Here is a 21,140-nt window from a genome sequence, read left to right as displayed (position 1 = left end):
GAGCCGCATGCAAAGCGGCGTAAAGTGGCGCCATCGCGTCCCCCGATCCACACTCCATTCGTCCCCCAAGCCGTGAACACCGCCTACCGCAAGTCCCTTCCGGGCACCCGGCTCGATTACTTCGACGCGCGCGAAGCCGTTGAGGCCATCCAGCCCGGCGCCTATGACACGTTGCCGTACACCTCGCGCGTGCTCGCCGAAAACCTCGTGCGCCGCTGCGACCCGGCTACCCTCACCGCCTCGCTCAAGCAACTGATCGAGCGTCGCCGCGACCTCGACTTTCCGTGGTTCCCCGCGCGCGTCGTGTGCCACGACATCCTCGGGCAAACCGCGCTCGTCGACCTCGCGGGCCTGCGCGACGCGATCGCCGATCAAGGTGGCGACCCGGCGAAAGTGAACCCGGTCGTGCCGGTGCAACTGATCGTCGATCACTCGCTCGCCGTGGAATGCGGCGGTTTCGATCCCGACGCGTTCGCGAAAAACCGCGCGATCGAAGACCGTCGTAACGAAGACCGCTTCGACTTCATCAACTGGACGAAGAAGGCGTTCAAGAACGTCGACGTGATTCCGCCCGGCAACGGCATCATGCACCAGATCAATCTGGAGAAGATGTCGCCCGTGATCGGTGTCACCGACGGTGTCGCGTACCCCGATACCTGTGTCGGCACGGACAGCCACACGCCGCACGTCGACGCGCTTGGCGTCATCGCCATCGGCGTGGGCGGTCTCGAAGCCGAGAACGTCATGCTTGGGCGCGCATCGTGGATGCGGCTGCCTGATATCGTCGGCGTGGAGCTGACGGGCAAGCGTCAGCCGGGCATCACCGCTACCGACGTCGTGCTCGCGCTCACCGAATTCCTGCGTAAGGAAAAGGTCGTCGGCGCGTATCTGGAGTTTCGTGGCGAGGGCGCGTCGAGCCTCACGCTCGGCGACCGCGCAACGATTTCGAACATGGCGCCCGAATACGGCGCGACGGCGGCGATGTTCTTCATCGACGGCCAGACGCTCGACTATCTGCGCCTCACGGGCCGCGACGAGCAACAGGTCCAGCTCGTCGAGACCTACGCGAAAACCGCGGGCCTCTGGGCCGATACGCTGAAGCACGCGCAATACGAGCGCACGCTCACGTTCGACCTGTCGAGCGTCGTGCGCAACATGGCCGGTCCGTCGAATCCGCACAAGCGCCTGCCGACTTCCGCGCTCGCCGAGCGTGGCATCGCGGGCCAGTGGGAAGAAGTGCCGGGCCAGATGCCGGACGGCGCGGTCGTCATCGCCGCCATCACGAGCTGCACGAACACGAGCAATCCGCGCAACGTGATCGCAGCAGCCCTGCTCGCACGCAATGCGAACGCGCGCGGCCTCACGCGCAAGCCGTGGGTGAAGTCGTCGCTCGCACCGGGATCGAAGGCTGTCGAACTTTACCTGGAAGAAGCGAAGCTGCTGCCCGATCTGGAGAAGCTCGGCTTTGGCATCGTCGCGTTTGCGTGCACGACGTGTAACGGCATGTCGGGCGCGCTCGATCCTAAGATCCAGCAGGAGATCATCGACCGCGATCTGTACGCGACCGCCGTGCTCTCGGGCAACCGCAACTTCGACGGCCGCATTCACCCCTATGCGAAGCAGGCGTTCCTTGCGTCGCCGCCGCTCGTCGTGGCCTATGCGATTGCGGGCACGATCCGCTTCGACATCGAAAAAGATTCGCTCGGCACGGATCAGAACGGCAAGCCCGTCTACCTGAAGGACCTCTGGCCGACCGACGAGGAAATCGACGCCATCGTTGCGCAGAGCGTGAAGCCTGAACAGTTCCGCAAGGTCTACGAGCCGATGTTCGCGGCCACTGCCTCGAACGGCGAGACAACCGATCCGCTTTACGACTGGCGCGCACAGAGCACGTATATCCGCCGTCCGCCGTACTGGGAAGGCGCGCTCGCGGGCGAACGCACGCTCAAGGGCCTGCGTCCGCTCGCCGTGCTCGGCGACAACATCACGACCGATCACCTTTCGCCGTCGAACGCGATCCTGCTGAACAGCGCGGCGGGCGAGTACCTCGCGAAGATGGGCCTGCCCGAAGAGGACTTCAACTCGTACGCGACGCACCGCGGCGACCACCTCACGGCGCAGCGCGCGACCTTTGCGAACCCGACGCTCATCAATGAGATGGCCGTCGTTGACGGAGCCGTGAAAAAGGGATCGCTTGCGCGCATCGAGCCGGAAGGCAAGGTCACGCGCATGTGGGAAGCCATCGAAACCTACATGGACCGCAAGCAGCCGCTCATCATCATCGCGGGTGCGGACTACGGTCAGGGTTCGTCGCGCGACTGGGCGGCCAAGGGTGTGCGTCTTGCGGGCGTTGAAGTCATCGTCGCGGAAGGGTTCGAGCGCATTCACCGCACGAACCTCATTGGCATGGGCGTGCTGCCGCTGGAGTTCAAGCCGGGCACGAACCGCACGACGCTTGGCATCGACGGCACGGAAACCTTCGACGTCACCGGCGAGCGCACGCCGCGCGCCGACCTCACGCTTGTGATTCAGCGCAAGAACGGCGAACGCGTCGAAGTCCCCGTGACCTGCCGCCTCGACACGGCGGAAGAAGTCTCGATCTACGAAGCGGGCGGCGTGCTGCAACGCTTCGCTCAGGACTTCCTCGAATCGTCGAAGTCGGCCGCGTAAGCGCGCTCTGGCCTTAGACGGAAAGATCGGGCGGTACGGCAACGTACCGCCCCTCCTATTTCAGGACTCGACATGGCACACCAGCCCCAGATCAAAATCCCCGCCACCTACATGCGTGGCGGCACCAGCAAAGGCGTGTTCTTTCGTCTGCAAGACCTGCCTGCAGCGGCACAGCAACCCGGCGCCGCGCGCGACAAGCTCCTCATGCGCGTGATCGGCAGCCCCGATCCCTACGGCAAGCAGATCGATGGCATGGGCGGCGCGACATCGAGCACGAGCAAAACGGTGATCGTCGCGAAAAGCAGCCGGCCCGATCACGACGTCGACTACCTGTTCGGCCAGGTCGCCATCGACCGCGCATTCGTCGACTGGAGCGGCAACTGCGGCAATCTCTCGGCGGCAGTCGGTCCGTTTGCGATCAGCAACGGCCTCGTCGACCCGGGCCGCGTACCTGAAAATGGCGTCGCTGTCGTGCGCATCTGGCAGGCGAATATCGGCAAGACCATCATCGCGCATGTGCCCGTCACGAACGGCCAGGTGCAGGAAACGGGCGACTTCGAACTCGACGGCGTGACCTTCCCCGCCGCCGAAGTGCAGCTCGAATTCATGGACCCCGCGGCCGAAGAAGAAGGCGCAGGCGGCGCGATGTTCCCCACCGGCAATCTCGTCGACGACCTCGAAGTGCCGGGCGTCGGCACGCTCAAGGCGACGATGATCAACGCGGGCATCCCGACCATCTTCGTGAACGCCGAGGCAATCGGCTACACCGGCACCGAGCTTCAGGACGCGATCAACAGCGACGCCGCAGCGCTCAAGAAGTTCGAGACGATCCGCGCCTACGGTGCACTGCGCATGGGTCTCATCAAGCAGCTCGATGAGATCGCCACGCGCCAGCACACGCCTAAAATCGCGTTCGTCGCGAAGCCGCAGGCCTACACGGCGTCGAGTGGCAAGCGCGTAGGCGTCGAAGACGCCGACCTGCTCGTGCGCGCGATGTCGATGGGCAAGCTGCACCACGCCATGATGGGCACGGCCGCCGTGGCGATCGGCACGGCGGCGGCGATTCCCGGCACGCTCGTCAATCTGGCGGCGGGCGGCGGCGAACGCAGCGCGGTACGTTTCGGCCATCCGTCGGGCACGCTGCGCGTCGGCGCCGAGGCGAGCGAAGAAGGCGGTGAATGGGTCGTCAAGAAAGCCATCATGAGCCGTAGCGCACGTGTGCTGATGGAAGGCTCGGTGCGCGTCCCTCAAGGGGACCTGCTCTAAGGCGTGCCGGGTAGCGCGTTCTGACGCGCCCCGGTCGCGAGGCGAACGAACGCCGCCCCCGCGGGTTATCGCGGGGGCGGCGTTTTCGTATTCAGGAACGGTTTCGCGCGCCGGGACTGAAGGTCCGACGCCCGACGATCAACCCTTTGGCGGCAGATACGTCATCGGATCAACCGGCTTGCCGTCGCGGCGCACTTCGAACAGGACGGCAACGCGATTGTTATTCTCGCTACCCATCTCCGCGATCTGCTGCCCTTGACGCACGGTGTCGCCGGTTTTGACGAGCAGGCGGCGGTTGTGCGAATACGCCGTCAGAAAGTCCTTGTTGTGCTCGACGATGATGAGGCTGCCGTACTCGTTGAGGCCCGTACCGGCGTACATCACCTTGCCGTCGGCCGCGGCGCGCACGGGGTCTCCCGACTTGCCCGCGATCTCGATGCCGCGCGTCGTACCGGCCTGGAACCCCTCGACGATCTGCCCCTGTGCGGGCCACACAAGCACGACGGTGCGCGCATGACGGTTGACCTCGGCCGCCACTGCGCGGCTTTCGGCCGGGCTCGCCGAAGCGCCGCCCGTGGACGCACCGGCCGCAACCGCGGCCTGCACGGTAATGGTCTGCTTCGACACGATCTTCAGCGACTGTCCCGTACGCACATGGCCCGACTTGATATGGTTCCAGGCCTGCAGGTCCTTCACGGAACAGCCGTGATTCTTCGCGATCTTTGGCAATGAATCGCCGTGACGCACGTGATAGATGGTCGTCTTCATCACGACCTTCGTGGTCGGACCCGACGCAGGCGCGGCTCCGTCCGTCTGCGTCGCAGCGGACGCCGCGTCAGCCACTGGCCCCGAAGCCGGATCGGCCGACGCAGTCGGGTCCGGCTGTGGCTGCGGCGGCTGTTGCTGCTGGTCGACATTGGCACAACCAGCCAGCAGGGCCGCGATTCCAATGCCGGCCCAGAAAGTCTTCAGACCGTTGGCACGCTGACCGCTACGATCTTTGAACATGTTCGCCTCCTGCTGTAAAAGCGGCGGACGGTGCGCGATGGGCGGGTAGTCGCGGTACGGTGTGCAGCGTCTGGCGCGCTCCCGTCGTGACGTCGATCCGGTGTTCACCCCTACCCGGCCCGCATCTATCTGCATCCAAATTGCCTTCTTTTTTCAAAAAAAAGGCCTCTTCCACCGCAAAGTCACCCGAATCGAACAAGCGACTGCAATCTCAAAATTGACTCGGCATTGTAAAGCAGATTTCACATTGCCCAGACAACCAACAACACTCTGATACCACTGATACAAACGCCACAAACCGGAATCTGCCGATCGCGACAGCACGCCGGCAGACGCGGCGCGTACCCGCATTTATTCGTTATCGGCACAAGTCCACGGAACTTGAACAGACGTGCGCCACACTGAAAGCTTCTCGAAATCAATGTAGCATCGACTTAACACGGCTCAAGCGATGAGCCAGTTCTCCGGAACCCTTTCGTCGCATCCCGGTCATTTGTCTTCTCTTGTTCGTTTTACGGCCAAACCAGCCAGTCCATCGCGGTCCCCGGCGCCTGACGGCCGCCGCCCATCGCCGATAGACACGGCCCGTTTGCCAGATCCATGTCACAGTCCTCCAGTCGTCTCGTAGAACTCGATTTTTTCCGCGGTCTCGTCCTGCTCATCATCGTCGTCGATCACATCGGCGGCAGCATCCTCTCGCGCGTGACGCTCCACGCCTATGCGCTCTGCGACGCTGCCGAAGTCTTCGTCTTTCTAGGCGGCTACGCGACTGCCACCGCCTGGGCCTCGCTCTGCGCGCGCAAAACCGAGGCCGTCGCGCGTCGGCGCTTCATTCGCCGCTCGTTCGAGATCTATCGCGCCTTCGTCATCACCGCGCTGCTCATGCTGGTCGTCTCCGCGATCCTGCTCGCCTGCAACGTGGACGCCCCCAACCTCACCGTCGACGACCTTGACGACCTGACGCTCGCCCCCATCGCCGCGTTGGGCGACATCGTGCTGCTGCGTCGCCAGCCCTATCTGGCCGGCGTGCTGCCGATGTACGCGTGGTTCGCGCTCGGCGCGCCGCTGGCGCTGCCGCTCGCGCGCACGAAGCCGTGGCTGCTGCTCGCCGGGAGCCTGGCACTGTGGGCGCTCGCGCCGCTCGTTGCCCCGCATCTGCCGCACGTCGAGGACATGCAGTGGGACTTCAACCCGTTCGGCTGGCAGTTGTTGTTCGTGCTGGGCGTCATCGCGCGGACGCAACCGGTCTTTCAGCGCGTGAGCGCGCACCGGTTCGGCTGGATCGTGACTCTCGCCGCGTTTGGCGTCGTCGCGGCGGCTGCGGCGTATCGGCTGCAATTGGGTAACGTCGGACTCGACGCCGAATTCAAGCGCAATCTCGCCTGGTTCCGCGTCCTGAACTTCCTCGGCATCGCGTGGCTGACGGCGCATCTGATCCGCCTCGGCTGGGCGAAGCGTCTCGCGCGGGCGCTGCCGTGGGTCGGCCTCGTCGGCCGCAAGGGGTTGCTCTCGTTCGTGGCGGGCGCGGTGATCTCGCTCGTCATCGACTCGATGCTCTACTGGTACACCGACGGCTACCTGAACGTGCCGCTCGGCCTCACGGCAGATGCGGTCGCGCTCGGCAGTCTGCTGCTCGTCGTGCGCGCATCTGACCCGCTCAAGCGTCTGCTGCCTGCAAAAGCCAAGGCCTGCGCGTAACGTTGCGCTGGCCCGTCGCGCCGTAGGACTGCTAGCATGATGACCCCGCGCCCACGGCGCCTCACCTCGTCTTGCTACCCCGCGATGCGCAGAGTCCTTCGAACGGTGCTGCTGGCTTTGTCGACACTCGGCGCCGCACTGTCGCTGCCCGCTTCGGCCAGCACCATCGCCACGCGCACATTCCATTCGGCGGCGCTTGGACGCGACTGGTCATACGTCGTCTATCTGCCGACCGGCTATTCCGCGAACAGCACGCGCTATCCCGTGCTCTATCTGCTGCACGGCAACAACGGCGACGCGATGGACTGGGTCACGCACGGCGACCTGCAGGCCACGACCGATGGGCTGATCGCACGCCACGAGATCGCGCCGGTCGTGATCGTGATGCCGCAGGGTGGCACGGACTGGTACGTCGACCGCAAAGAGAAAATGGAAACGGCGTTCGTCGAGGACCTGATGCCGGAGATCGCGACACACTTCGCGGTGTCGAACGAACGCGGCGGACGCGCAATCGGCGGCGTGTCGATGGGCGGCTTCGGCGCGTTGCGCTTCGCGCTCGAACATCCCGACGCGTTCTGCGGTGCGCTCCTGCTCTCGCCTGCGATCTACTCGAACGATCCGCCGCCAGATTCCTCGGCGCGGCGCGTCGGCGTATTCGGCGAGCACCAGTTCGATTCGCGCATCTGGCACGAACTCAACTACCCGGCGTTGTGGGACCGCTACTTCTCGCAGGCCGTGCGCGTGCCGTTCTTCATCGCCTCGGGCAACGATGACCTCGTGATCGTGGCCGAGTCGTCGCTGCTCTACACGCGGCTTCGCGCGGCGGGCAATCCGGCGTCGCTGCGCATCATCGATGGCGGACACGTCTGGCCGGTCTGGCGAGAACTACTGCCCCCGGCACTCAAGTACACGCTGGCGTGCGTGCACTGAAGCGCAAAACAGCGCGCGCGAGAAACCGCCCGTAGCGCCTTGGTGCCTTGGTGCCTTGGTGCCTTGGTGCCTTAGTGCCGTAGCGCCTTGGCGCGCGAACCCAGCCGCCCGTGAGACAGCGCCTTCCCACCCGGCTCCCAACTCACTGCGCCCAGTTGTTCCAGAGCACCATGAGCACGGTCATCAGCGCGGGGCCGATGAAAATCCCGATCAGCCCGAACGTGGTTGCCCCACCGAGGATGCCGAACAGCACGAGCAGGAACGGCAGCCGCGTCGAATTGCCGATCAGCACGGGACGCACGAAATGTTCGGCGACGGCGACGACCACGAAGCCCCACACAGCAAGCCCGACGGCAGCGACGATGCTCCCTGCACGAGTAGCCACAGCGCGGCGAGGATGAACACGATGGGCGCGCAGAACGGCAGCATTGCCGCGACGGCGGTTACGGTGCCGAGCAACGCTGCATGCGGCACGCCGGTGACAAGATACGCGCCGCCGAGCAGCACGCCTTCGCCAAGCCCGACGATCACGAGCCCGGCGACCGTGCAACGCACCGCGGTGGCCATGCGCTGCAGGAGATGGGCGCCGTCGGCGCCGAACGCGCGGCGCGCGCCACGCATCAGCGTGCTGGACAGACGCGGCCCCGCCTGGAAGATGAAGAACAGCGTCACCAGCATGAACGCGAACGTCATCGATGCCTGCACCGCGCGTACACCGAAGTGCCGCCCGAAGGACATGAGCGTGTCGGAGTGCAGCCCCATCATCGCGGGCGAGCCCCTGAGCGGCTGCGCGAGATTGGCCTGCCACCAGTCGGCGACCTGTTGGCTGCCTACGGGCAGATGCGCGACGAAATCGGGAACCGGCACGCCATTTTCCTGCGCCGCCCGGAACCAGATATAGAACTCGTGCGCCTCGCCGCCTGCCTGAATGACGGCAAGCATGATCGGCAACACGACCAGCAGCGCGATCGCCACGGTCAGCAACGTCGCGACCGCAGTCGTGCGGCACTTGAACCACGGATGCCGCTCGATGGCCTGCCAGGCGGGCCACAAGACGATAGCGACGACGCTGGCCCACGCGACGGCGGGAATGAACTCGCGCACGACCCACAGCGCGAGGAGAACCAGCGCTGCAAAAAGCGCCGCCGAGGCGGCATGCTGGAGTTTGTGTTCGTTTGCCGGGTTCGGAGCAGGCGGGCGTTGAATCATGTAACCTCGCTGAAATTCGACGGACCGGCGCCCAGCCAGTTCGTGCGCGATTGATGCGAATCGGTGCGATTGTCTATCTGCCGGATTGGGTGCGATCAGTGCGTCGCGCCGGACGCACCCGGAGTTGCAGGCAGCGACGGAACGCGGTCAGCGCCTGGCGGCCCACTGCCGACAGCCCGCCCGGACCATTTTGACCGCGCCGGCATCGTTCTCCGAGTCGCGCGTATCTTAATCTGTCCCCTCTGCCCCCGGCCGCGCATTTCATGTCGCACCAGGGACAACACTGCGTTGCACAAATTCAGGATATTGACCCCAATTCCGCTCGAAGCCCCATTCCTTCGTTAATTGCAACGTGCCGCACCCACATTGTTGCTAATTCCGGAATAGTGTTTCAACCGCGACAACATGGTACTTGTCGTCGCACAGGACTACAGTCCCGGCACCCCCATCACGGAGCCGAGAATGAAATCCAAAGCGTGCCTCGCGCTAGACGGTGCCAACGGTGAGCGCATCGAAGTGCTCGAACAGATCGACGGAGCGCTCGTGATCCGCTGGGTCGAACCGGGGCGCTGTCATTATGGCGAGCAACGCTGGCGTCGGCGTTCGGCGCACACGTCGGGGACATGCGCGGTGTCGCGCCGCAAGATCCGCCGCGGCGACGCCGTGTTCAAGCCGGCCGAACGTCCTGCCCCGCTCAACGCGTCCGTGATGATCGCAGCCGAAGTGTTCGGCGACCTCGTGGCCAAATAAGTCGCTTGCGCCCGCCAGTCCGCCGCAACGGCGCACTGGCTCCGCCCACAGACTTCATCGGTTTCCCGCGGAACCGGAACACGCGGTCCCGTACCTACTGCGAACGGGCCGACGTCAGCTTGATGGGCCGGGCCGCGTGCTTCGGCTCGAATCTGGCGTCGGCGGTCTGCAGCGCAGCCACGCGCGCCAGCACATCGGCATCGAATGCCACAGCGCGCGGGCCCGACCGGTCAACGTGCAACAACAGTTGCTCGCTCGCAGACACCGGCTCCACGCCCTCATCGGAATACATCTCCAGATAGACCCGAACGCGCTTCGCGTCGTGCTCCAGCACGCGCACGTCGACGCGAACGCGCGCGCCCTCCTTGATTTCACGCAAATAGTTCAAATGCGCCTCGAGCGTGTACATCGACCGGCCGCGCGCGTCGCGCTGCCCTGCATCGAGTCCGATCGCGTCGAGCAGCGCATCGGTTGCGTAGCTGTAGATCAGCATGTAGAACGCGTCGCGCAGATGGCCGTTGTAGTCCACCCATTCCGCACGCACGGTGTCCCGATACACCACCGGCGCCTCGTCAGCCGCCCGTTCCTGTTCCGCCATCCTGCCTCCCCCTTTTCGCCAGCAGTGTAACCGTAGAGCAATGTCAATGCGGCTACGTACTGCCGTGCACGCCGCCCTCCGCTGCGGTAAGGTTTATCCCACACGCACGGTGTCCGGTACGGTCGGCCACCGATGCCCGTCAACCGCCGCGCGGCGTTTGCGCCCGGCGCAACCCAGGGACCAGGCATATGGCCGAGAACGAGCCGCATCTCCCGCAGCGAGTCGCCCCGCAGCAGTTTTCAATTGACGTGATGCTCGAGAAGTACGCCAAAGGCGACGAGCGTACCGTCGACGATATTTACCTGCGCGTCGCGCGCGGCGTCGCGCAGGCCGAGCCGCCCGAGCGCCGCACCGAAATCGAGGCGCGTTTCGCCGACAACCTTCGCCACGGCGCACTCGGCGCGGGGCGCATCATGAGCGCGGCGGGCACCGGTATCGCGGCGACGCTCATCAACTGCTTCGTGCAGCCCGTCGGCGACAGCATCCAGGGCACCGACACCGAAGGCCGTCCGGGCATCTACGTCGCGCTCCTGCAAGCCGCTGAAACGATGCGGCGCGGCGGCGGCGTGGGCTACAACTTCTCGGCGATCCGACCGCGCGGCGCGCACGTCCACTCGACCGGATCGAGCGCCTCGGGGCCGTGCAGCTACATCGACGTGTTCGACGCCTCGTGCCGCACCGTCGAAAGCGCAGGCGCGCGGCGCGGCGCACAGATGGCCGTGCTCGACTGCGATCACCCCGATCTGCCCGAGTTCATCGAGGCGAAGCACTCGAAGGGGCGCTGGAACAACTTCAACGTTTCGGTGGCCGTGACGGACGCGTTCATGCGCGCCGTCGAAAACGACGAAATGTGGCAGCTCGTGCATCGCGCCGAACCCTCACCCGCGCTGCGCGCCGCCGCCGACGTGCACCAGCGCGAAGACGGCCTGTGGATCTACGCACAGAAACGCGCGCGGGATCTGTGGGACACGATCATGCGCTCGACCTACGACATCGCGGAGCCCGGCGTCGTGTTCATCTCGCGCATGAACGAGGACAACAATCTGCGCGCGCTGGAATCGATCCGCGCGACGAATCCGTGCGGCGAGCAGCCGTTGCCGGCGTATGGCTGCTGCAATCTCGGACCGCTCGATCTCACGCGTTTCGTCGTCGATCCGTTTGCACAGCTAAAGGGTGGCACGCCGTCGTTCGACTGGAACGCGCTCGCAGAGCGCACGGCCACGCAGGTTCGCTTTCTCGACAACGTGCTGGACGTCACGCTCTGGCCGCTCGATGAACAGCGCGCCGAGGCCGCGGCGAAGCGGCGGATCGGCGTGGGTTTTACGGGGCTCGGCGACACGCTCGTGATGCTCGGCATCCGCTACAACACGGAGGACGGTTGCGCGTTCGGAGCACGCGTGGGCCGCACGATGCGCGACGCGGCCTATCGCGCATCGGTCGAACTCGCGCGCGAGCGCGGCGCGTTTCCGCTTTTCGACGCCAGAACCTACCTCGAGGAGGGCACCTTCGCATCGCGCCTTCCCGATGACATCAAGGACGCCATCCGCACGCACGGCATCCGCAACAGCCACCTCCTGTCGATCGCGCCGACGGGCACCGTGAGCCTTGCCTTCGCCGACAACGCTTCGAACGGTATCGAGCCCGCGTTCTCGTGGACGTATCAACGCACGCGCCGCATGAACGACGGCACGAACGAGACGTTCACCGTCGAGGACCACGCGTGGCGTCTGTATCACACGCTCGGCGGCGACGTGAACGCGCTGCCCGGCTACTTCGTGAGCGCGCTGCAGATGAGCGCGCAGGAGCACATCGCGATGATGGCGGCCGTGCAGCCGTTCGTCGACACGTCGATCTCGAAGACCGTCAACGTGCCCGCCGACTATCCGTTCGAGGCGTTCGAAGGGCTCTACCTCGACGCGTGGCGGCGCGGCCTGAAGGGACTCGCCACGTACCGGCCGAATGAGACGCTCGGTGCCGTGCTGCAGACGCTGCCTGCCGCCGAGGACACGCTCGGCGAGCCGCTGCACGATCCGCTGCGCGTGGCGATCGATCACCGGCCCAAAGGCGAATTGCCAGCGGTGATCGAAAAAATCGAGTACCTCACGCAGACCGGCAAGGTATCGCTCTACGTGGCGGTATCGTTCCTCGAAGTGACCGGCCAGGTGGGCGGCGAAACTGTGACGATCGAGCGCCCCATCGAGTTCTTCATCCCGGTCGGCCAGCGCGACGAGTCGCAGCAGTGGATCACGGCGACCATGCGCTCGCTGTCGCTCGCTGCGCGCGGTGGCTTCGTCGCGCGCAACCTTCAGGACCTGCGCAAGGTGTCGTGGGATCGCGGCCAGGTGCGTTACGGCGAAACGCAGCGCCTCGACGGACAGCGCACGCCGCTCTGGCACGACTCGGAAGTGGCGGCGATCGCCTACGCGATCCAGCAGATCCTGCATCGGCGTGGCTTTCTCGACGCTGAAGGGCGCCAGGTGCCGACACGGCTGCTCGCGCACCAGTACAACGAAGTGCGGCGAGCCGACCGCCCGGTGCTCGCGCAGACGACCGCGCGCGACACGCTGGCGCGATCCGGCGAGCAGGTGCTGGACGGCGCGAACGCCCTCCCGTCCGACGCCACGTTCGGCGCGCCGCACGCGATGCTCGGGCGCAAGTGTGGATCGTGCGGCGCGAATGCCGTGATCCGTAAAGACGGCTGCGATTTCTGCACGGCGTGCGGCGAGATTGGGGCGTGCGGATAACGGTGTTGCGGCGGGGGTGTTGCGGCGCGAGGCACGCGCGCCGCAACATCACCCGTCTCGTCCGACCGGCGTAGCCCCCGCTGCCGCGACCATCAACTGGCGCACCGCCGAATGATAGGCGTCGCTGTTGCGGCCATCGGTCAGCATGGCACGCAGTAATCCGCGGCGCAGGGCATCGCGCCCATCGCTCGCCGGCAGAATGCCGTCGAACCCGGCGAGCGTGCGAACAAACTCTTCGGACGCTGGATCAGACGCCTGCCGCGCCGGAGGCGTGCCGAGGAGCCGCTGCGTCACGCCAGGCACCCCCGAAATCAGCGCTACGCGCTCTTCCCACACCACGAAGCGCGCGAGGCGCGCCAGCAGACTCTCGCCTTGTGGCGCGAAGGAATGGTCCGGCCAGTTCGCCATCCACTCGCGCAAACGCACAGACTCCATTGGCTTTGCAATCACATAGCCTTGCGCGCCATCGACGCCGAGTATCGTCAGTGCGCGCAGCACGTCGAGCGTATCGATGCCCTCCGCCAGCACCAGTTTCCCGAGAGCGTGCCCAAGGTGGGCGAGCTGATAGATGAAGCGCAGCACGTCGAGCGCGCCGTCCCCGCTGATCCGCGCGATTTCGCGATCGATCTTGATCCAGTCGAACGGTAGTTCGCGCAACCGGGCGAGTCCGCTATGGCCCGAGCCCAGATCGTCCTGCGCGAGCAGCACGCCGAGCGTGCGAAAGCGCGCGAGAAGCGCGCGTCGTCCCTGGCTCAGCGACAACGCTTCGTTTTCCAGGATTTCCAGCGTGAGTTTCGCAGGCGGACACCCGTGTTCCGCGAGCGCGGAACGGGTCGCTTCGAAGTAGCGGATATCGTTGAGCGCCGCAGGCGGCAGATTGACCGAAATTTCCAGATCGAATCCGTCGATCAGCCAGCGCTTGCGGTCCGCGAGCGCTTCGTCGACGCCGCACTCGTACAGCACGAGCAGATCATCCGAGGTGAGCGCAGAAAGGAATTCGTCCGGCCTGAGCATACGCTGGCCGTCGCGCAGCCGCGCGAGCGCTTCCACTTTGCCCACCTGCCAGGTGTGCAGGTTCAGCAGCGGCTGATAGTGCATCTGCACCGCGCCCGCGCGCAAAAGCGCGGCCCAGTGTTGCCGGACGCTGACCGGCACCGTTTCGCTCTTGCCGTCCAGGGACTGGATGCGCATCGCGGCGCAACCTAGCAGCGCCTGCAGCAGATCGATGAACGCCACCTGGTGCGGGCCGACGAAGCCGCCAGGAAGCGCGCTGAAAATCACGAGAATCGCCATGGGCGGCTGGCCCGGCGCCGCGAGCGGAATCGCCACCGCGGAGCGCAATCCCTGCTGCTGCGTGACGCAGCGCCATCCCTCGACGTGCTGATCAGTCTGGTAGTTGACCACGCGCTCAGGGTTGCCGCTGCGCCACGCGCGCCCGACCGCCCCCTGCCCGCTGGCAAGATCGGCGCGCACGCTGATCGGTATGCCCTGAGCGGTCAACACATCGACCAGACCGGCGCCGGCCTTGCCGCCTTCTCCGGCCTCGTGGTGAAAGATGCCGTGGTCGTCGGGCCGCCCGATGACGCAGGCCGCAATCTCGTCGTGGCCAGAAAGCGCTTTGGTCAGTCCGTCAATGAAATTGGTGTAGCTGTCCGCTTCCCACACGAGGCGCGTGACTCGCAGCAAGACTTCCTGCTGTGAGTCCTGCAGCTCCTGATACGCCTTGAGCTGCCACGCGAGATCCGTCGTGAGGCGGTTCGTGTAGAGCGAGAGCGCGTCGCCGCTCACTTTCTTGCCGATCAGCTTGTGGAGCGCTTCCTGAAGGATGCCCCGGCTGCGCGCGAGTTCTTCCTTGTCGAGGCCGACGATTGCATGGATGCGCCCGATACGCTGCGCCATCTCGGCGTGGCCTTTCGTGGACAGGCGGGGGTTGGCGAGCGAAAGCAGATTCTGAATCTGCTTTTCCTTCAGATGGGCGAGCTCGTCTGCCGACAGCATTTCGAGGATGCGCCGGGACTTTGGCAAACGCGACAGTTCCTCATAGAACCGGTTCACCACGAGACCCGCATTCTCGTGTAGCGCCGAGATCAATGTTTGCATTCGTCGAACCTGCTGTGTCCCGTCTGGCGGTGAGGCAGCGCAATCGCGTGCTGCGCGGAACGACTCCGACTCCATACGACTCGTATGAAATGATAAGGCAGCGCGGCGGTGCTCGCGCTACGTCTGCGCGGCCGTTTGACCGGTCGATGCCGCCAGTCGGCTGTAGCCACGCCAGAGAAATGGCGCAGGATCAAGACTCGCTGGCGCGGCTTGATCGCGTTGCCGTCCCTTCGGTCTACGAATTAGTGACAGCTTGCCGTACGCCCGTCACACCGCCGTCACATACTGCTGAGCGGGCGGCACCGCGCGCAGCGCCGGAGGCTCGGTTTCGCCGCGCGCACGCCGCATCTCGTCGGTGGGACTCATGCCGAACAGGCGCTTGAATTCGCGACTGAACTGCGACGCGCTCTCGTAGCCCACCCGCCTCGCCGCCACGCTCACGTTGAACCCCTCGTGCACGATCAACAGTCGCGCGTGATGCAAGCGCGTAGTCTTGACGTACTGCATCGGCGACGTGGACGTCACGGCCTTGAAGTGCGCGTGAAAGACCGCAAGGCTCATACCGGCCTCGCTCGCGAGCGTATCGACGTCGAGCTCGGCGCCATAGTCCGCGTGGATGCGGCACAGCGCCTTCGCGATGCGGCCAAAGTGATGCTGATGCGCGAGCGCCGCGCGCATCGCGTCCCCCTGCACGCCTGTCAGCACGCGATACAGAATCTCGCGCACGATCGACGGTCCGAGAATGCGCGCATCGTAAGGCGTTGCAAGCGCTTCGAGCAGCCGCAACACGGCGCCGGAAAGCGGTGCGTCCAGCGGCGTCGCGTAAATGCCGCGCGGCTCGGAAACGGTGTGGCCGCGCGACTCGTTCAGCGCCATCAACAGTTCGGCGACCATCGTGAGATCGACGCGAATCGAAACACCGAGCAGCGGCTCCTCCGGGCTGGCCTCCGTTTCACATTCGAGCGGCAGCGGTACAGAGAGGACGAGGTAGTGCTGCGCATCGAAGACGTGCACCTCGTCGCCGAGAAAACCGCGCTTGCGGCCCTGGCAGACGATGAAGATGCTCGGCTCGTACAGGACGGGCGTGCGCGGACGCGCGACGCTCGCACGCATGAGGCTCACGCAGTCGAGCGCCGAGGGATTCGGGCCGTCCTGGCACGTGAGCTGCATGAGCAGCTCGGCCATGCGGCGCTGGGTTTCGTTGCCGTTCAGGCGAGGCTGGCTCGCTTCGTCGCTGCCTGGAAAAGCGGAACTGAGGACGTGTGACATGTCGTATGCGCCCCGTCTGGAAAGGCGATAGAGAGAAACAGGCTTGAAATCTAGCACCGATCGGCCGGGCGTGCTGACGGCCAGGAGAATCAGGCAAGTCTTCGATAGATTCAGGTATTCCCTGGGTAAGGCCGGGTCCTTAGGATGTGAACCTTGCCGCCATTCCAGGTTTCGCAGGTTTCGCAGGTTTGGCCGGCACGCAACCGAACAGGAGATGAGCAAACATGTACCCAACTTACGGATATGCCGCCCGCGACAAGGAAACCCCGCTCGTACCGTTCGAATTCCATCGTCGTGAACTGCGCGAGAACGACGTGCGCATCGACGTGCAGTTCTGCGGCGTGTGTCATTCCGATCTGCACACGGCGCGCGACGAATGGCACAACACGGTTTATCCGGTCGTGCCGGGCCACGAGATCGTCGGCCGCGTGGCCGAAGTGGGCTCCGGTGTCACGAATTTCAAGGTCGGGCAGATCGTCGGCGTGGGCTGTCTCGTCGACTCGTGCCGCACCTGTGCAAGCTGCGCCGAAGGACTCGAACAGTATTGCGAAAACGGCTTCGTCGGCACCTATAACGGCATCGACCGCGTGAACGGCGAAGTCACCTACGGCGGCTACTCGACCCAGATCGTCGTCGATGAGGCCTTCGTGCTGCGCGTGCCCGAGAATCTCGACCTCGCCGGCGTCGCGCCGCTGCTGTGCGCGGGCATCACCACTTACTCGCCGCTGCGCACGTGGGGCGCGGGACCGGGCAAAAAGGTCGGCATCGTGGGTCTCGGCGGCCTCGGCCACATGGGCGTCAAGCTCGCGCATGCAATGGGCGCGCACGTCGTGCTGTTCACCACGTCGCCCTCGAAGATCGACGACGGCAAGCGCCTCGGCGCAGACGAAGTCGTGATTTCGAAGGATTCCGAACAGATGAATGCCCACGCTAACAGCTTCGATTTGATCGTGAACACGGTGGCCGCGAAGCACGACCTGAACCCGTTCCTCGGACTCTTGCGGCTTGACGGGACGATGGTCCTCGTGGGCGCGCCCGAACACGATCACCCGTCACCGCAGGTGTTCAACCTGATTTTCAAGCGCCGGCGTCTCGCGGGCTCGCTGATCGGCGGCATTGCAGAAACGCAGGAAATGCTGGACTTCTGCGGGCAGCACGGCATCACGTCGGACATCGAGATGATCAAGATGCAGGACATCAACACCGCTTACGAACGGATGCTCAAGAGCGATGTGAAATACCGCTTCGTGATCGACATCGACACACTGCGCAACGCTGCCCGCTAAGACACCGACGCTACCCGACCTGCCGGGCCGTCGGTTCCTGACGGCCCATCTGCCTCCCGCACCGCGCTGACGCGCCGCGTCAGTGTCCGTCTCTCTCAATCGCCGCGCGCCCTTCTCCGCAGACGCCGGCACCGCGATCCGCTTCGGCGGTTTCACGGCTCACCCCTTTTTCGCAGCACTGCGGATCTCTCAAGTCAGCACAAAGACAGGAGCTTCCCCGTGATCGACCGTTTTCAGGCGATGCGCACGTTCATCCGCATCGTCGACACCAACAGTTTCACCAAAGCCGCTCAGTCACTCGACATGCCGCGCGCGAGCGCGACGACGATTTTGCAGAACCTCGAAGCACTGCTTGGCACGCAGTTGCTCGTGCGCACCACGCGGCGTCTTTCGCTCACGTCCGAAGGCGCCGCCTACTACGAACGCTGCGCGCGAATCCTCGCCGACATCGACGATGCCGAGGCCAGCGTGCGGCAAACACCCGGCGGCGTGGCCGGCCGGTTGCGCGTGGAAATGCCAGGACTGATCGCGAATGCGATCGTGCTGCCCGAACTCGACGACTTCCACACTCGCTATCCGCAGATCGACCTCGTAATTGGCGTGAGCCTGCGCAACGTCGATCTCGTCGGGGAAGGCGTCGATTGCAGCATCCAGCTCGGCGAGTTGCCCGACTCGGGTCTCGCCGCGCGGCGGCTCGGCGTGCTCGAGCACGTGACGTGCGCGAGCCCGGCTTATCTGGAGCGCCACGGCGCACCGGCGTCGTTCGACGAACTCGCGCGGCATCCCGTGGTGAATTTCCTTTCGCCGCTGTCGGGGCGTCCGCTCGAATTCGACTTCGAGGTGGACGGCAGCCCAACGAAGGTGAAGGTGGATGGCTTCGTCAACGTATCCGACGAACTGGCCTATCTCACCTGTGGTCTGCAAGGACTCGGCCTTGTGCAGCCGCCGCTGCTCGCGGCGCAGCCGTATCTCGACAGCGGTGCGCTCGTCGAGGTGCTGCCCCAGTGGAAGCCCCTGCCGACGCCGGTTTCGGTCGCCTTCGTGAAGACGCGCCAGGTGTCGCCGCGTGTACGCGTGTTCATCGACTGGCTCGCGGCGTTGTTTGAAGGCACCGGAGCAATGAATCGCGATCTGTCGCGCGTCAGGCAATTGTTGGGTGGACTGCAGCCGGCGTGAGGGCCCGGCCGCGCGTAAGCGCGCGCCGGGACGAAACAGGCCAGCGCCCACGGGGCGGCGCTCCGGGCCAGATTCATCTCGCGCAGCGGCTTGGCTGCAGTACAGGGTTTGTCAGAAAAAGTAATATTGCTGAAATGTTTACTAGCATTTAATAGAAAGCTTTTCTCTGTCTGATGATCGTTACTATAAAAAACATTTAATTTTCTCCCGCCCCCCATCCCCGTAGAGTCAGCAACCGCAATCCCCAGTAACGGAAAGTAATGCAAAGGCTTGTCTGCTTTCTGTTGCGCCAACATCAACGTTGATTCGTTGTCCTGATGACATAAAAATAGAGTTGGAGACAATATGAAATCTTCTCGCCTATTAATAGGTGAAGGCATTGTTTTGCTTGCGGGTTTATCAACGTGGGGCGGCGGCCTCGCTTATGCACAGGCTTTACCCGACTCGAACAAGACGGAGATTCAGGAGCTTCGCCAGCAGCTAGCCGCCTTGAGCAAGCGGCTGGACGAACTGACCGCGAACCAGTCCCGGTCAACCGCACAGGGCACAGCTCAAATCCAGAAAACGTCGTCCATGCAGAGCGCGCAAGCGTTGCCCGCACCTGCCCTGCCCGCGACTACTTACGCACAAGCGACTGAGGCAGCGCCGGGCGCCGCCGCCGAACAGGGCAGCTCCGACTGGGGCCACGACATGCCGCCGCGTGTGAAGCAGGTCCTCGCCGCACTCGGCAACATGGAGTTCTACGGCAATCTTGACCTCTCGGTCGACTATGCGACCAAAGGCCTGCAAAGCTCATACGTGCGTCCCGACGGAACCCGCGTCTTCCCGCAAGGCAATATGGGCTGGATGCCTGACGTTTCGTCGAACCTGTCGTATATCGGCGTACGCGGAAAGCACGACTTCGGATCGCCCCAGTTCTCGTTCATCTACCAGCTGGAAACGCAGCTCGATGTCTCGGCGACGGCGGGCTCGGCCAACTCGAACTCCGCGCAGGATACGACCGTAAAGGGTGCGCTGACATCGAGAAACAGCTTTGTCGGATTCTCGTCGCCGACGTGGGGCGCGGTGAAAATCGGTAAGACCGACGCGCCCTACAAGAACTCGACGCAACGCATGAACCCGTTCTCCGGCATGCCCGGCGATTACGCGACCATCATGGGCAACACGGGGGGCGACAATCGCGTGGAGTTCGGCACTCGCCTCGATCATGCGATCTGGTATGAATCGCCGAATATCCACGGCTTCACGTTCAATGCGCTCGTTTCTCCCGGCCAGAATCGCGGATGGGATAACTCGACGCAGGCCATGGGCGAATCCGACTGTACCGGTGGCAACGTCCCGGGTAGCGGCGGCACCCCGGCTGCGTGTAACGATGGCAGCTATGGAACGGCATACAGCGCGAACATCGCGTACACACATGGCCCGCTCTACGTAACCGCGGCGTATGAATTGCACCGCAACGTCAACCGGACCAGCGACGTCATGAACACGCCCGCGGCACTCGCTTCCGCGGACGGTACCGATCCCAACGACGTGGGCAACGAATGGGCGTTCAAGGTCGGCGCGCAATATACGTTCTCGACGGCCACCACGATCAGCGGCATCTACGAATGGATGCGCCGGGAGATTCCTGCTTATCTGGAGGCGCAAAACGAGCGTAGCCGCAACGGGTTCTGGCTTGCGATCACGCAGGTGTTCTCGCCGAAGGATTCCGCGAGCTTCGGCTGGGCGCACGCGGGCAGCACGCCAGGCGACCCTGGCCAGCACAACACGGCACCCGCGGACCCCAACGCAATCGGAATTGCCAATCCGCCTAACGCGGCCAACATGTTCACGTTCCTGTACCGGCACCAGTTCGACAAGTATCTGTCCGTCTATGCCAACTACGCGTTCGTGATCAACGAAGCCAATGCGCACTATGCGCTCGGCGCGGGTGGGCGAAGCGTGACCTACGATTGCCACGACGGCAGTTCCATCTCGCAGGGCGCGCCATTCTGCTTCGCCGGCGGGCATCCGATGGCCGTCTCCGTGGGTGTGAACTACAAGTTCTGATCTTCTATCGACGTGTAGCTCGCAACACTCCATGCAGTACGCGCCGGCCAACTGCCAGACTGAATCTCATCTGGCAGTGCCGGCGCCATCGATTCTTCAATACGGGCCGTCACTTCCGCGAGACACCCTGCGAGCGGTCCGCCGGTAAGCAGCTTCGTCACGAAGGCCAGTTTTCCGCAGTCCACTCCACACACTCCCCAGGGCACGCCGAACACGGCGATGCTGGCCCGCTCCCAATCGACGCGTTCATGTTCGTGCAGCTTGGTCTGGAAAGCGCGCCACGCGAACACCACTGATCGCTCTCTAGTCGTAGTGCGTTAAACCGGCCGGTCAGTCATGCACCGCCGGCTGTGATCCAGCACGCGGGCCGACCGTCCTTCACGC

The 21,140-nt window shown here is 64.5% G+C and carries 14 protein-coding genes and 1 pseudogene; 9 read left to right on the top strand and 6 right to left on the bottom strand.

Features of this window, described 5'->3' with window-relative positions:
- The first annotated feature begins 72 nt into the window (after nt 1–72).
- Both acnD and prpF read left to right on the top strand, forming a co-directional pair.
- Nucleotides 73–2,670, top strand: a complete 2,598-nt coding sequence (acnD, locus tag L0U80_RS18600; protein ID WP_233868191.1) for a Fe/S-dependent 2-methylisocitrate dehydratase AcnD — start codon at nt 73–75, stop codon at nt 2,668–2,670.
- Nucleotides 2,671–2,742: 72 nt separating this feature from the next.
- Entirely contained in the window at nt 2,743–3,936 is a 1,194-nt protein-coding gene (prpF, locus tag L0U80_RS18595; protein ID WP_233868188.1) for a 2-methylaconitate cis-trans isomerase PrpF, read from the top strand.
- Nucleotides 3,937–4,074: 138 nt separating this feature from the next.
- On the opposite strand, the gene L0U80_RS18590 is transcribed toward prpF, so the two are convergent.
- Nucleotides 4,075–4,944, bottom strand: coding sequence for a peptidoglycan DD-metalloendopeptidase family protein (locus L0U80_RS18590; RefSeq protein ID WP_233868185.1), 870 nt, complete (start codon nt 4,942–4,944; stop codon nt 4,075–4,077).
- A 600-nt stretch (nt 4,945–5,544) separates the two neighbouring features.
- Here L0U80_RS18590 and L0U80_RS18585 point away from each other — a divergent pair.
- Together L0U80_RS18585 and L0U80_RS18580 are read left to right on the top strand one after the other, a co-directional pair.
- A complete protein-coding gene (locus L0U80_RS18585; RefSeq protein WP_233868182.1) occupies nt 5,545–6,642 on the top strand; it encodes an OpgC domain-containing protein in 1,098 nt (365 codons plus the stop codon).
- A gap of 84 nt (nt 6,643–6,726) precedes the next feature.
- Nucleotides 6,727–7,572, top strand: a complete 846-nt coding sequence (locus L0U80_RS18580) for an alpha/beta hydrolase (RefSeq protein WP_233868179.1) — start codon at nt 6,727–6,729, stop codon at nt 7,570–7,572.
- Nucleotides 7,573–7,714: 142 nt separating this feature from the next.
- Here L0U80_RS18580 and L0U80_RS18575 read toward each other — a convergent pair.
- A pseudogene (locus L0U80_RS18575) lies at nt 7,715–8,781 on the bottom strand (AI-2E family transporter).
- A 462-nt stretch (nt 8,782–9,243) separates the two neighbouring features.
- On the opposite strand from L0U80_RS18575, the gene L0U80_RS18570 reads away from it, so the two are divergent.
- Complete coding sequence (locus tag L0U80_RS18570) at nt 9,244–9,531, top strand: DUF3331 domain-containing protein (protein WP_233868176.1); 288 nt, start codon at nt 9,244–9,246, stop codon at nt 9,529–9,531.
- Between the two features lie 94 nt (nt 9,532–9,625).
- On the opposite strand, the gene L0U80_RS18565 is transcribed toward L0U80_RS18570, so the two are convergent.
- Complete coding sequence (locus L0U80_RS18565) at nt 9,626–10,129, bottom strand: thioesterase family protein (RefSeq protein ID WP_233868173.1); 504 nt, start codon at nt 10,127–10,129, stop codon at nt 9,626–9,628.
- Between the two features lie 188 nt (nt 10,130–10,317).
- On the opposite strand from L0U80_RS18565, the gene L0U80_RS18560 reads away from it, so the two are divergent.
- Nucleotides 10,318–12,873: an adenosylcobalamin-dependent ribonucleoside-diphosphate reductase gene (locus L0U80_RS18560; protein WP_233868170.1), complete on the top strand. Its 2,556-nt coding sequence runs from the start codon at nt 10,318–10,320 to the stop codon at nt 12,871–12,873.
- 48 nt (nt 12,874–12,921) lie between these two features.
- Here the strand turns inward: L0U80_RS18560 and L0U80_RS18555 are convergent, their stop codons facing one another.
- A complete protein-coding gene (locus tag L0U80_RS18555) occupies nt 12,922–14,973 on the bottom strand; it encodes an EAL domain-containing protein (RefSeq protein ID WP_233868167.1) in 2,052 nt (683 codons plus the stop codon).
- 267 nt (nt 14,974–15,240) lie between these two features.
- Nucleotides 15,241–16,158: an AraC family transcriptional regulator gene (locus L0U80_RS18550; RefSeq protein ID WP_233871419.1), complete on the bottom strand. Its 918-nt coding sequence runs from the start codon at nt 16,156–16,158 to the stop codon at nt 15,241–15,243.
- A 308-nt stretch (nt 16,159–16,466) separates the two neighbouring features.
- Between L0U80_RS18550 and L0U80_RS18545 the strand changes: the two genes are divergently transcribed.
- The 3 genes from L0U80_RS18545 to L0U80_RS18535 all read left to right on the top strand — a co-directional run bounded on the left by L0U80_RS18545 (nt 16,467) and on the right by L0U80_RS18535 (nt 20,756).
- Nucleotides 16,467–17,528 (top strand): NAD(P)-dependent alcohol dehydrogenase, encoded by a 1,062-nt coding sequence (locus L0U80_RS18545; protein WP_233868164.1) that lies wholly within the window; start codon nt 16,467–16,469, stop codon nt 17,526–17,528.
- Between the two features lie 219 nt (nt 17,529–17,747).
- A complete protein-coding gene (locus L0U80_RS18540) occupies nt 17,748–18,704 on the top strand; it encodes a LysR family transcriptional regulator (protein WP_233868148.1) in 957 nt (318 codons plus the stop codon).
- A 345-nt stretch (nt 18,705–19,049) separates the two neighbouring features.
- On the top strand, nt 19,050–20,756 hold the full coding sequence (locus tag L0U80_RS18535) for a porin (RefSeq protein WP_233868145.1): 1,707 nt from the start codon (nt 19,050–19,052) through the stop codon (nt 20,754–20,756).
- Here L0U80_RS18535 and L0U80_RS18530 read toward each other — a convergent pair.
- Nucleotides 20,744–21,049, bottom strand: coding sequence for a hypothetical protein (locus L0U80_RS18530; protein ID WP_233868143.1), 306 nt, complete (start codon nt 21,047–21,049; stop codon nt 20,744–20,746). The genes L0U80_RS18535 and L0U80_RS18530 overlap by 13 nt on opposite strands.
- Between the last annotated feature and the right edge of the window lie 91 nt (nt 21,050–21,140).

It is taken from the genome of Paraburkholderia adhaesiva (assembly GCF_021390575.1).
GTDB classification, from domain to species: domain Bacteria; phylum Pseudomonadota; class Gammaproteobacteria; order Burkholderiales; family Burkholderiaceae; genus Paraburkholderia; species Paraburkholderia adhaesiva.
This window is presented reverse-complemented; position numbering and strand designations above follow the sequence as displayed.

Bases quoted from the DNA above. Each gene is read 5' to 3' on its own strand.
- L0U80_RS18560 (WP_233868170.1), top strand. From the start codon at position 10,318: ATGGCCGAGAACGAGCCGCATCTCCCGCAGCGAGTCGCCCCGCAGCAG.
- L0U80_RS18545 (WP_233868164.1), top strand. From the start codon at position 16,467: ATGTACCCAACTTACGGATATGCCGCCCGCGACAAGGAAACCCCGCTC.
- L0U80_RS18555 (WP_233868167.1), bottom strand. From the start codon at position 14,973: ATGCAAACATTGATCTCGGCGCTACACGAGAATGCGGGTCTCGTGGTG.
- L0U80_RS18535 (WP_233868145.1), top strand. From the start codon at position 19,050: ATGAAATCTTCTCGCCTATTAATAGGTGAAGGCATTGTTTTGCTTGCG.
- prpF (WP_233868188.1), top strand. From the start codon at position 2,743: ATGGCACACCAGCCCCAGATCAAAATCCCCGCCACCTACATGCGTGGC.
- L0U80_RS18585 (WP_233868182.1), top strand. From the start codon at position 5,545: ATGTCACAGTCCTCCAGTCGTCTCGTAGAACTCGATTTTTTCCGCGGT.
- L0U80_RS18565 (WP_233868173.1), bottom strand. From the start codon at position 10,129: ATGGCGGAACAGGAACGGGCGGCTGACGAGGCGCCGGTGGTGTATCGG.
- L0U80_RS18550 (WP_233871419.1), bottom strand. From the start codon at position 16,158: ATGGCCGAGCTGCTCATGCAGCTCACGTGCCAGGACGGCCCGAATCCC.
- L0U80_RS18590 (WP_233868185.1), bottom strand. From the start codon at position 4,944: ATGTTCAAAGATCGTAGCGGTCAGCGTGCCAACGGTCTGAAGACTTTC.
- L0U80_RS18580 (WP_233868179.1), top strand. From the start codon at position 6,727: ATGCGCAGAGTCCTTCGAACGGTGCTGCTGGCTTTGTCGACACTCGGC.
- L0U80_RS18570 (WP_233868176.1), top strand. From the start codon at position 9,244: ATGAAATCCAAAGCGTGCCTCGCGCTAGACGGTGCCAACGGTGAGCGC.